This is a genomic window from Accumulibacter sp., assembly GCF_016789985.1.
GTDB lineage: Bacteria > Pseudomonadota > Gammaproteobacteria > Burkholderiales > Rhodocyclaceae > Accumulibacter.
This window is the reverse complement of the sequence record NZ_JAEUOL010000085.1, coordinates 1-11,575: the sequence shown is the minus strand read 5'-3', so window position 1 is coordinate 11,575 and position 11,575 is coordinate 1. Positions and strand designations below refer to the sequence as shown.

Annotated in this window: 10 protein-coding genes; 5 read left to right on the top strand and 5 right to left on the bottom strand. The window is 65.2% G+C overall.

Annotated elements, in window-relative coordinates; genetic code table 11:
- The 4 genes from JNK99_RS05155 to JNK99_RS05140 all read right to left on the bottom strand — a co-directional run.
- Positions 1–258: cbb3-type cytochrome c oxidase subunit II (locus JNK99_RS05155; RefSeq protein ID WP_291849599.1), on the bottom strand; the 258-nt coding region annotated here is incomplete at its 3' end.
- Positions 259–271: 13 nt separating this feature from the next.
- Entirely contained in the window at positions 272–1,699 is a 1,428-nt protein-coding gene (gene ccoN, locus JNK99_RS05150; RefSeq protein WP_291849597.1) for a cytochrome-c oxidase, cbb3-type subunit I, read from the bottom strand.
- 293 nt (positions 1,700–1,992) lie between these two features.
- Positions 1,993–2,232, bottom strand: coding sequence for a cbb3-type cytochrome oxidase assembly protein CcoS (gene ccoS / locus JNK99_RS05145; RefSeq protein WP_291849594.1), 240 nt, complete (start codon positions 2,230–2,232; stop codon positions 1,993–1,995).
- Between the two features lie 6 nt (positions 2,233–2,238).
- Positions 2,239–4,695, bottom strand: a complete 2,457-nt coding sequence (locus JNK99_RS05140; RefSeq protein ID WP_291849592.1) for a heavy metal translocating P-type ATPase — start codon at positions 4,693–4,695, stop codon at positions 2,239–2,241.
- 92 nt (positions 4,696–4,787) lie between these two features.
- On the opposite strand from JNK99_RS05140, the gene JNK99_RS05135 reads away from it, so the two are divergent.
- The 5 genes from JNK99_RS05135 to ispH all read left to right on the top strand — a co-directional run bounded on the left by JNK99_RS05135 (position 4,788) and on the right by ispH (position 10,492).
- On the top strand, positions 4,788–5,711 hold the full coding sequence (locus JNK99_RS05135) for a bifunctional riboflavin kinase/FAD synthetase (RefSeq protein ID WP_291849589.1): 924 nt from the start codon (positions 4,788–4,790) through the stop codon (positions 5,709–5,711).
- 8 nt (positions 5,712–5,719) lie between these two features.
- Positions 5,720–8,551: an isoleucine--tRNA ligase gene (gene ileS, locus JNK99_RS05130; protein WP_291849586.1), complete on the top strand. Its 2,832-nt coding sequence runs from the start codon at positions 5,720–5,722 to the stop codon at positions 8,549–8,551.
- Complete coding sequence (gene lspA / locus JNK99_RS05125; protein ID WP_291849583.1) at positions 8,538–9,032, top strand: signal peptidase II; 495 nt, start codon at positions 8,538–8,540, stop codon at positions 9,030–9,032. Before ileS ends, lspA begins: the two co-directional genes overlap by 14 nt.
- A gap of 69 nt (positions 9,033–9,101) precedes the next feature.
- A complete protein-coding gene (locus JNK99_RS05120) occupies positions 9,102–9,563 on the top strand; it encodes a peptidylprolyl isomerase (protein ID WP_291849580.1) in 462 nt (153 codons plus the stop codon).
- Positions 9,564–9,571: 8 nt separating this feature from the next.
- On the top strand, positions 9,572–10,492 hold the full coding sequence (gene ispH, locus JNK99_RS05115) for a 4-hydroxy-3-methylbut-2-enyl diphosphate reductase (protein WP_291849577.1): 921 nt from the start codon (positions 9,572–9,574) through the stop codon (positions 10,490–10,492).
- A gap of 98 nt (positions 10,493–10,590) precedes the next feature.
- Here the strand turns inward: ispH and JNK99_RS05110 are convergent, their stop codons facing one another.
- Positions 10,591–11,388 carry a TonB family protein gene (locus JNK99_RS05110; RefSeq protein ID WP_291849574.1) on the bottom strand — a complete coding sequence of 266 codons (798 nt, stop codon included), beginning with the start codon at positions 11,386–11,388 and terminating at the stop codon, positions 10,591–10,593.
- Positions 11,389–11,575: the final 187 nt, after the last annotated feature.

The window sequence follows — 11,575 nt, the reverse complement described above, 5'->3', positions numbered from 1 at the left end:
ATGGCCATAGCGCTCGGTCTCCGCACGGAACGGCCGGATCATCTGCGAGTGGCACAGGAAGCAACCTTCGCGGACATACACGTCGCGGCCGGTCAGGCGCACCGGATCGTAGGGCTTGAGCCCGGTCACCGGCTCGGTGGTGGATTTCTGGAAGTACAGCGGAACGATTTCCACCAGACCACCGACGCTGACCACCAGCAGGGTCAGCAGAACCATGAGCGGGACACTGCGCTCGATCGCGTCTTGCGTAATTTTCATTTCATTCATCTCCTCAGGCGTGGTGAGCAGCCGGTTGCAACACACGCGCATCGTCAACAACCCGACCACCGGCAATGGTCTTGACCATGTTGTACGCCATGATCAACATGCCGAACAGGAAGAGGAGACCGCCGAGGAAGCGAATGGCCCAGAACGGATAGGAAGCCTTGACCGATTCGACGAAGCTGTAGGTCAGCGTACCGTCGGCATTGACCGCCCGCCACATCAGACCTTGCATCACACCAGAGATCCACATCGAAGCGATGTAGAGCACGACACCAATCGTGGCCACCCAGAAGTGCACCGTGATCAGCTTGACGCTGAACATTTCCGGCTTGCCGAACAGGCGCGGCAGCAGGTAGTAGATCGCACCGATCGAAACCATCGCCACCCAGCCGAGCGCTCCCGAATGGACGTGTCCGACGGTCCAGTCGGTATAGTGGGAGAGCGCGTTGACCGTCTTGATCGCCATCATCGGCCCCTCGAAGGTCGACATGCCGTAGAACGACAGCGAGGTGATCAGGAACTTGAGGATCGGATCATCGCGCAGTTTGTGCCAGGCACCGGAAAGCGTCATCACGCCGTTGATCATGCCTCCCCACGAGGGCGCCAGCAGAATCAGCGAGAACAGCATCCCGACCGACTGCGTCCAGTCAGGCAGAGCAGTGTAATGCAGGTGGTGCGGACCGGCCCACATGTAGGTGAAGATCAACGCCCAGAAGTGCACCACCGACAAGCGATACGAGTAGACCGGGCGACCGGCCTGCTTCGGAACGAAATAGTACATCATGCCCAGGAAGCCGGCGGTGAGGAAAAAACCGACCGCGTTGTGACCGTACCACCACTGCACCATGGCATCCTGCACACCAGCATAGGCCGAGTAGGATTTGGTCAGCGACACCGGGATGGCCGCGCTATTGACGACATGCAACAATGCCACGGCAAGAATGAAGCCACCGTAGAACCAGTTGGCCACATAAATATGGCTCACCTTGCGCTTGGCGATGGTGCCGAAAAAAACGACTGCGTAGGCGACCCAGACCAGGGTGATCAAGATGTCGATCGGCCACTCGAGCTCGGCGTATTCCTTGCCGGAGGTCATGCCCAGAGGCAGGGTGACGGCGGCCAGCACGATGACCAACTGCCAGCCCCAGAAGGTGAAGGCGGCCAGCCCATCCGAAAAGATGCGCGCATGGCAGGTACGCTGCACGACGTAATAGGAGGTGGCAAACAGTGCTGAACCGCCGAAGGCGAAGATCACCGCATTGGTATGCAGGGGACGCAAGCGGCCAAAGTGCAGCCAGCCGATATTCAGCTCCGGCCAGACCAGTTGGGCGGCGATGATCACGCCGACCAGCATTCCGACAATCCCCCAGATGACGGTCATCACGGCAAACTGCCGCACCACCTTGTAGTTGTATGTTGACTGAGTTTCCGACATGGACTCACCTCGTTCTTGACCAAGAAAACCGGCTTTCACCGCCCTGAATGCCCTTATCCCGGGCACTGATTAATCAGATGCTATTGTAACCCTTGGGGATCAAATTTGACACAGATCAAGCCGGCCACAGAAAAGGAAAAGCCTTCGCCGATACAAAAAAAGGGTGCGTCGAAACGCACCCGAACCCCAACAGAGAAACCTTCCTGTGGACACCCCAGACGGCGATCGCCGCGGCACGGCGGCCATCGACCAGCGAATTATCCCGATCTGGTGCACGGGCGTCTTGACCTGAGTCAAGAGTCGCGCAGATGGCCAGACCCGGCGCCGGCGCGCCGGTCCACAACGTCCGCTGGGTCAGCGTGATCATCCGCCCGTGGCGCCGCCGGGGGCGACCGGTCATCATCCATCAGGATGCGGTAGGCCGGCCCTTCCATGTCATCGAACTGCCCATTGCGCAGCGACCACCAGAAGGCGATGGCGATCAGGAAGACAAGCACGACTGAGATCGGGATCAGCAGGTAGATTGTTTCCATGGGTGGTCAGCTCCCGACAGCCCTCTGCAGACGCAGCGAGTTGGCGACGACCAGCAGGGAGCTGCCGGACATGCCGACGCCGGCCATCCACGGGGTAATGAAGCCGGTCATGGCGAGCGGCAGAACCATAAGATTATAGGCGAAGGACCACCACAGGTTCTGCCGGATGACGCGTAGCGAGCGACGCGCCACAGCCACACCTCGCCGCAGGTGGTCCAGGTTCCCGGAGAGCAGCACGAGGTCCGCCTGCGTGCGTGCCAGCTGCGCGCCCCCACCCATCGCCACCGAGACCTGCGCCTGCGCCAGCACTGGCGCATCGTTGACTCCGTCGCCGACCATCGCCACGACGACGCCACCCATCTGCAGGCGCCGAACGTAATCCTGCTTGCGCTGCGGTGATGCCTCCGCCACCACCTCATCCACCACCAGGGCTTGCGCCACGCGTTGCGCTGCCGCCGCGCCATCACCAGTCAATAGCGTCACCTTCCCCCCGACCGCCCGCAGGGCAGCAATCAGGGTCACAGCTTCCGGTCGCACCTGATCACCCAGACGAAAGAGGGCAATCCAGCCGGCTTCGTCACCGAGTGCAATCACCGTATCGGTGCAGCCGGACAGTGCATGCGCGGTTTCCGGCAAGGCTTGCCCGTGCAGGGCCCGAACATAGGCTGGCCGGCCCAGACGGATTTGTCGACCGGCCAGCCGGGCACTCACACCGTAACCCGGCTCACTGGTCGACGCCTCGACCGGTGGCAGCACCCGACCCCTCGTTGCCAAGCACAAGGCGCGCCCGAGAGGATGCTCCGATGCCTGCTCGAGCGCCGCCGCCAGCAGCAGGCTGGCATCCTGATCGAGCTGGCCGAGCGGCAGGACTTCGAGCACCCGCATCTCGCCGGTGGTCAGGGTTCCCGTCTTGTCGAACACGAAATGGCTGGCCCGGGCAAGGGTCTCGACAGCGTGGCTGCGGGTGACCAGCAGACCGGCCCTGGCCATTGCCCCACTGGCAACGGTGAGCGCCACCGGCGTGGCGAGCGACAGCGCACAGGGACAGGTGACGACCAGCACCGACACGGTGATCCACAACACCTGCCGCGGATCGATGAACCACCAGGCAATCGCCACCACCACCGCCAGAAACAGCAGAGTGATGATGAAGCGGCTGGCGATGCGGTCCGCCAGGTCCACGATTCTCGGTTTCTCGGTCGCCGCGCGCTCCATCAGACGAACGATCGCCGACAACCGGGTGGCTTCCCCGACCTGTGTCACCTCGACCAGCAGGGGGCTCTCGATATTGACCGCCCCGCCGGTCACCGCCAGCCCCGGTCGCTTGTCCACCGGCGCGCTCTCGCCGGTCAGCAGCGATTCATCGGCGCTGCTGACCCCTTCGAGCACCCTCCCGTCAGCCGGGATGGTCTCGCCCGGCTTGACCAGCACGACCTCACCCGGCCGCAGGTCGGCTGCCAGCACCTGTTCGACATCGCGCTGCACGGGATAAGCCGGCAGGCGGGTCGCGACCACCGGCATCAGTCTGGCCAGCGCCTCGGTCACGCTGACCGCACGCTGGCGAGCGGTCATCTCGAGAAAGCGCCCACTGAGCAGAAAAAAAACGAACATCGTCACCGAGTCGAAATAGACCTCGCCACTGGCCGTCAGGGTCGCCCAGACGCTCGCCACAAAGGCAGCCCCGATTCCCAGCGCCACCGGCACATCCATCCCCGCACGGCGCAGTCGCAGGTCAAGCCAGGCATTGCGAAAGAACGGCGCGGCCGAGTAGAAGATCACCGGCGCCGTCAGCACCAGGCTGGCCCAGCGCATCAACTGCTCGACCGCCGGCGTCATCTCGCCCTCACCGGCCAGATAGACCGGCACGGCGTACATCATCACCTGCATCATGCCGAAACCGGCGACGAACACCCGCCACAGCGCGCTGCGTCGCTCCTGGCGCGCCAGTTCCTCGCTCTTCGCGGCATCGTAGGGGTAAGCCCGATAACCGATCGCAGCAATCGCCGCCAGGATCCCGGACAACCTGATCCGGCGCGTGTCCCAGCGCACACGGGCACGCCGCGTCGCATAGTTGATATCGACCGCCGTCACCCCGGCAAGGCGTGACAGGTGCTGCTCGTTGAGCCAGATGCAGGCCGAGCAGGTGATCCCCTCGAGCATCAGCGATGCCTCGAGCTCGCTGTGCTCCGGCCCTTCGCCGAGGACCCGCACGAAGCTTTTCTGGAAGTCCGCATGATCGTAAAGCTGCAGACCTTCGACGATCGCCGGCAGCGCCTCGCGCGGAGCGTTCGGCAAGGCATCGCGATTGCGATAATAGTCGGTCAGCCCGTTATCGACGATCGCCCGCGCCACGGCCTGGCAGCCGCCACAGCACATGGCGCGCGGCTGTCCGTCGATGTCGGTCGCCAGATCGACCCCGGTCGGTATGGGCTGACCACAATGGTAGCAATTGCCGATATTCATCACTGCCGTACGAAGGAAAATGGGGCGGCACCGGCCAGCGTACCGGAAAACCGGTTATAATCGCACGTTTTGTCCGCCCCCACTCGTGCCCGATGCTCGTCTATCGCGGTTTTTCACAGACAGCGCACAGTGCCACCGTCCTCACCATAGGCAACTTTGATGGCGTACATCTGGGCCATCGCGCGTTGCTCGCCCGCCTGACGGCGGCAGCGGCGGCGGCCGGACTGCCGGCAGCGGTGCTCACCTTCGAGCCTCACCCGCGCGAGTTCTTCGCCCCGGAATCGGCTCCCTCACGCCTGTCGACACTACGCGAGAAACTCGAACTGCTGGCCGACGACGGCACCGACCTGGTGCATGTCTGCCATTTCAACGCCGGCTTCGCCGCCCTGACAGCCAATGAATTCATCGAACGTGTTCTGCTCGGCGCGCTGCGCATCCGACACCTGATCATCGGCGACGATTTTCGCTTCGGCGCCGGGCGCACCGGCAACTTCGACCTCCTTGCAGAGAGCGGCGCCCGCCTCGGCTTCCGGGTCGAGGCGATGGAGAGCGTCACCCTCGACGGAGAGCGGGTATCCAGTTCGGCGGTGCGCGACGCCCTCCAGGCAGGACGGATCGAGCACGCGGCGCGGCTGCTCGGCCGTCCCTATGCAATCGACGGTCGCGTCGTGCACGGCGACAAGATCGGCCGGCAACTGGGTTTCCACACCGCCAACATCCGCATCAAGCATGAGCGGCCACCGCTGCAGGGAGTCTTCGCGGTCGAGGTCAAGGGGCTGCCGGGCGGACCACACCGGGGCGCCGCCAACCTCGGCTATCGCCCGAGCGCCCATCAGGTGGTGCGCCCGCTGCTCGAAGTACACCTGCTCGATTTCAATGCCGACATCTACGGCGCGCACCTGATCGTCCGTTTCCTGCACAAGATGCGCGACGAAATGAAATTCCCCGACTTCAGCGCACTGCGCGCGCAGATCGCCCAGGACGTCGCCGACGTCAAGGCGTACTTCCAGTTGTGAGACCCGCCATGTCCGACTACAGGAAAACCCTCAATCTCACCGACACGCCCTTTCCGATGCGTGGCGACCTTGCCCGCCGCGAACCTCAATGGGTTGCCGCCTGGCAGAACTCCCGGCTCTACGAGAGAATCCGCGCTGCCGCGCAGGGACGCCCGCGCTTCGTCCTGCACGACGGTCCACCCTACGCCAACGGCGACATCCACATCGGGCACGCGGTGAACAAGATCCTCAAGGACATCATCGTGCGCGCCAGAACGCTGGCCGGCTTCGACGCACCCTACGTCCCGGGCTGGGACTGCCATGGCCTGCCGATCGAACACCAGATCGAAAAGCTGCACGGCAAGCATCTGCCGGGCGACCGTGTGCGCGAACTGTGCCGCGCCTTTGCCAGCCAGCAGGTGGAACGTCAGAAGAAGGATTTCATCCGGCTCGGGGTGCTTGGCGCCTGGGAGCAACCCTATCTGACCATGAACCACAAGACCGAGGCCGACGAGATTCGCGCACTTGGCCGCATCCTCGACAAGGGCTACCTCTACCAGGGTCTGAAACCGGTCAACTGGTGTCTCGATTGCGGCTCGGCGCTTGCCGAAGCCGAGGTCGAATACGAGGACAAGACTTCCGCGGCAATCGATGTCGCCTTCGAAGTGCACGCCAATCATGCCGACAAATTGGCCCGGGCCTTCGGCCTGACCCACCTGCGGGGACCCGCCTTCGCGGTCATCTGGACCACCACGCCGTGGACCCTGCCGGCCAACGAGGCGGTCTGCGCCCACCCGGACTTCATCTATGACCTGATCGACACCGCCAAAGGCGCGCTGATCCTGGTTCGCGAGCTGGCTGACGCCTGCCTGCGGCGTTATGCCCTTGCCGGCACGGTGATCGGCTCGGCCAGGGGTAGCGCCCTCGAGCAGGTACTGCTCAGACACCCCTTCCAGCCGCGCGACGTGGCGCTCATCTGCGGCAGGCACGTCACTCTCGAGGCGGGTACCGGGCTGGTGCACACCGCACCGGCACACGGCACCGACGACTACCTGATCGGCAGGGTCTACGGTCTGCCGGTCAATAATCCGGTTGGTGACGATGGCTGTTTCATCGCCGGCACCCCGCCACTGGCGGTGGTCGGCGAGCTGGCCGGCAAGTCCGTCTGGGAGGCCAACCCGCTGGTCCTGCGGGAACTCGCCGCCAGCGGCCGCCTGCTTCAGTCGGAAACGATCCGCCACAGCTACCCGCATTGCTGGCGCCACAAGACACCGATCATTTTCCGCGCCACGAGGCAGTGGTTCGTTGGCATGGAGCACCGTCCGCCAGCCCCCGAAATGCCGGCCGGGCAGCACAGCGAAGAAGAACCGACCCTGCGCTGGCGGGCCGAACGCGCGGTGGACGAAACGCAGTTCTTCCCGAACTGGGGACGCGCCCGTCTCGAGGCGATGATGCGTACCCGGCCCGACTGGTGTGTGTCGCGGCAGCGCAACTGGGGAGTCCCCCTGCCCTTCTTCCTGCACCGCGAGACCGGTGCGCTGCACCCGCGCACCGGCGAACTGATCGAAGCCGTCGCCCAACGGGTCGAAAAATCCGGCATCGAAGCGTGGTTCGCGCTCGACCCGGTCGAGTTGCTCGGTGCCGAGGCCGCCCAGTACCACAAGATGAGCGACACGCTGGACGTCTGGTTCGACTCCGGCTCGACCCACTCCAGCGTCCTGCGCGGTTCGCACCGCGAGCAACTGGCCTATCCCGCCGACCTCTACCTCGAAGGCTCGGATCAGCACCGCGGCTGGTTCCAGAGTTCGCTCCTGATCGGCTGCGCGATGGATGGCCGGGCGCCCTACAAAGCCCTGCTGACGCACGGTTTCGTGGTCGATGGCAAGGGCCTGAAAATGTCCAAGTCGAAAGGCAATGTCATCGCGCCGCAGAAGATCGCCGACACGCTGGGCGCCGAGATCCTGCGCCTGTGGGTCGCGGCCACCGACTACTCCGGCGAACTGTCGATTTCCGACGAGATTCTCAAGCGGGTCGTCGAGAGTTACCGGCGCATCCGCAACACCCTGCGCTTCCTGCTCGCCAACACTGCGGACTTCGACCCCACGCGTGACAGGCTCGAGCTCGAAGACTGGCTGGAAATCGACCGCTACGCGCTGGCCATGACCCGGCAACTGCAGGCGCAGTGCGAGGCCGACTACGAGCGTTTCGAGTTCCACCGTGTCATGCAGTCGTTGCAGACCTTCTGTTCCGAGGATCTCGGCGGCTTCTATCTCGACATTCTCAAGGACCGCCTGTACACCACCGCTGCCGACTCGACGGCGCGTCGTTCGGCGCAGGGCGCCCTGTGGCACATCCTGCAGTGTCTGGTCAAGCTGATGGCGCCGGTGCTGTGCTTCACTGCCGAAGAAATCTGGCAGTTGCAGAGCGGCGACGGCGAGCAGTCGGTGATGCTGCAGACCTGGCAGCCACTCCCGGCGCCGGCCGGCGAAGGCGAACTGCTCGACAAATGGCGCCGCATCCGCGCCTATCGTGCGGAAGTCATGCGGGCACTCGAGGAACTACGCATCGCGGGACACATCGGTTCGTCGCTGCAGGCCGAGGTGCGCCTGCACTGCGACGGCGAGAAGTACGAGACCCTTGCTTCGCTGGGCGACGATCTGCGCTTCGTCCTCATCTGCTCGCAGACCGCGCTCGTCCGCGATGCCGAGGAAAAACTGCTCTGCGCCCCCCTGACGCACGCCAAGTGCGAGCGCTGCTGGCACGTGCGGGCCGACGTCGGGGTCAGCCCCGATCACCCCGGCCTCTGCGGCCGCTGCATCGACAATCTCGCAGGCGGGGGCGAAGCACGTGCCTTCGCGTAACATCGACCGCTGGCTGTGGCTGGCCGGCATCGTCGTCATCCTCGATCAGGTCAGCAAGTGGCTGGTGCTCGCCTGGCTGCAGCCCGGCGATTCGCGCTACGTGACGCCCTTCTTCAACTGGGTCCTGGTGTTCAACCCGGGCGCCGCGTTCAGCTTCCTGTCCGATGCCGGCGGCTGGCAACGCTGGGCTTTCACCCTGCTGGCCATCGGCATCGCGGCGTGGATCGTCAGCATCCTGCCGCGTCACAGCGGCGAGTTCCGGCTCTCGCTGGCGCTCACGCTGATCCTCGGCGGTGCCGTCGGCAATGTCATCGACCGCCTGCGCTTCGGCGCCGTCATCGACTTCATTCAGTGGCACGCTGCCGGCTTCTACTGGCCTGCCTTCAACATCGCCGACTCGGCGATCAGCGTCGGTGCAGCCCTGATGGTCTGGGATCAGTTTGCCACCCGCCCAGGCGTCCACGATGGCGACGTCCGCTGATCCGTTTGCTCCGTCGCTCGGCCAGGCGCCGCGCCAGCCCGCTTGATCTTCTCCGACCGCCAGGAACGCATGCCCGATACCGCCCCCCCCGCCAGCAGCACAGCAACGGTCATGGCCGACAGCTATCTGACCCTGCACTACAGCCTCGCCGATCTCGCGGGCAACGAATACGTCAGTACCTTCGGGCTGTCGCCGGCCACCCTGCAGATGGGCGGCGGTCAGCTTGCCGAGACGCTGGAGAACTGCCTGCTTGGCCTGCCGGTCGGCGCACGACATGTCTTCGAACTCGCTTCGGCCGACGCCTTCGGAGCCCACAACCCGCGTCTCGTCGAACGTATCGCGCGCAGCGCCCTGCCCGCCGGGATTGAACTCAGGGTGAACTCGCTGATCGAATTCAGCGCGCCCGACGGCGTCTCGAGCTTCGCCGGTTTCCTGTGCGAACTGAACGAAAGCAGCGCACTCTTCGACTTCAATCACCCCCTCGCCGGCAAGCCGATCCGCTTCGAAGTCGAGGTCATCGCCATCCTGTGAGGCCCAGCATGCAGATCCTTCTTGCCAACCCACGCGGCTTCTGCGCCGGCGTCGACCGGGCCATTGCCATTGTCGAGCGGGCGATCGACAGGTTCGGTGCGCCGATCTACGTGCGCCACGAAGTGGTGCATAACCGTTTCGTGTGCGACGACCTGCGCGCCAAAGGTGCCGTGTTCGTTGACCATTTGAGCGAGGTGCCGGCGGGAAGCATCGTCATTTTCAGTGCGCACGGCGTCGCCAAGGCGGTTATCGAGGAAGCCGCCAGCCGTGGTCTCAAGGTATTCGACGCCACCTGCCCGCTGGTCACCAAGGTGCATGTCGAAGTCGCCCGCATGCGCCGCGAAGGCCGCGAGATCGTCATGATCGGCCACAAGGGACATCCCGAGGTCGAGGGAACGATGGGCCAGAGTCCCGACGGCATGTATCTCGTCGAAACCGTGGCCGACGTCCGGGAACTCGCCGTGCACACCCCGGCCCGCCTCGCCTACGTCACCCAGACCACGCTCTCGGTGGACGACGCCGCGCAGGTGGTCGCCGCCCTCAAGGAACGCTTCCCGGAGATCGTCGGCCCGCGCAAGGACGACATCTGTTACGCCACCCAGAACCGCCAGGATGCCGTCAAGCAACTGGCGCAAAACAGTGAGGTCGTGCTCGTCGTCGGCAGCCGCTCCAGTTCCAACTCGAATCGCTTGCGCGAGGTCGCCGAACTGGTCGGTAGCCGAGCCTTTCTGGTCGACCAGGCCGAGCAGATCGACCCGGCATGGCTCACCGGCAGCCGCCGTATCGGCGTCACCGCAGGCGCCTCGGCGCCGGAGGTTGTCGTCCAGAAGGTGGTCGATCGCGTGTCGGGTGGCGACCAGAGCATAGTCGCGCAACTCGACGGCGTCGAGGAAAACGTCACCTTCGCCCTGCCGCGCGAACTCCAGTAGCCATTGGCCGGCGGCGGGCCGCCGCTGGCGCAAGCCCTGAGCGGCCGCCGGCCGCGGACCGCCAGCCCCCCGCCCGGTTGCTAGCGGCCGACCGGCGTCTACCGGCGCGCTGGCGCCAGGTCGACGGCGCCCGCCCCAGCCGACGGCCCGGCCTTGTCGCGCGGGCGCGACGGAAAAACCCCGGGGCGATCGGTGGCCTGGCTTCTGCCGCTCTCGGCCGCGTCAAAACTGAGTTCCAGGCGTGTTTCGCTGCTCACCGGCACCCCTTCGATTTCGCCCGGGCGGAAGCGCAAACGCGCCAGGACCGTCACCACCGGCTCCTCGACAGCCGCCGCCAGGGTGCTGCGCTCGACCGCCACCCGTTCGACCTGGCCGCTGGCACCCAGGAAGACGCGCAGTACGACCGTGCCGCGCAGCGCTCCGGTGTCAGCCGCAAGCTCCGGTGGCAGCACCGCTTCTTCGAGGGGCTCCGGTGGAACGGTCAGCTCCGCACGCCTGAAATACCAGGAACCCGGCGGCGCGTTGATCACCCAGGCTTGTGCCAGGTAAGGCGGCACATGCGTCGCCAGCCGCCGCTCACCCAGGGTGGCCAGCAGCGCGGCCGCTTCCGGCGCTTCCGGCACGTGCTCCACACCCGACAGCGTGTCCGCCTCGGGCAAGCCCGGTGCCGACAACGGCGAGGATTCTGCCGTCACGGACGGCGCCGGCTGCCGGAGCGCCTCGCCCAGCGTCACCAGCAGCGCCACGCGACCGCCGGCTGGCGGCAGGGCGCTGCCGGACGCGGGACGCCAGAGCGACCAGACCAGGAGATGCAGCAGCAGCGAGACAGCCAGCGCCAGCAGCAGACTCAGCCTCGCCCGCCGTTGCGTTGCCCCGCCCGTGAAGACCGATGTCAAGCCATGCACTGTTTGCCAGGACGATGCCGGAGCCGGCGGAAGCTGGATTCTAACCATTCATGATTCGGCTTACTCGCCCCCGAGCATGAAAGCCCTGATCGGGTGCACCATGTGAGGTGGCACGCAGGCGCGTAGAGGTCGCAATACGAATGAAGGCCCGACCCCGGCGCCTAACCGGACCTTCACC

Coding starts and splice junctions, on each gene's coding strand:
- ispH (WP_291849577.1), top strand. CDS start 9,572: ATGCAGATCCTTCTTGCCAACCCACGCGGCTTCTGCGCCGGCGTCGAC.
- ileS (WP_291849586.1), top strand. CDS start 5,720: ATGTCCGACTACAGGAAAACCCTCAATCTCACCGACACGCCCTTTCCG.
- JNK99_RS05120 (WP_291849580.1), top strand. CDS start 9,102: ATGCCCGATACCGCCCCCCCCGCCAGCAGCACAGCAACGGTCATGGCC.
- JNK99_RS05140 (WP_291849592.1), bottom strand. CDS start 4,695: ATGAATATCGGCAATTGCTACCATTGTGGTCAGCCCATACCGACCGGG.
- ccoN (WP_291849597.1), bottom strand. CDS start 1,699: ATGTCGGAAACTCAGTCAACATACAACTACAAGGTGGTGCGGCAGTTT.
- ccoS (WP_291849594.1), bottom strand. CDS start 2,232: ATGGAAACAATCTACCTGCTGATCCCGATCTCAGTCGTGCTTGTCTTC.
- JNK99_RS05135 (WP_291849589.1), top strand. CDS start 4,788: ATGCTCGTCTATCGCGGTTTTTCACAGACAGCGCACAGTGCCACCGTC.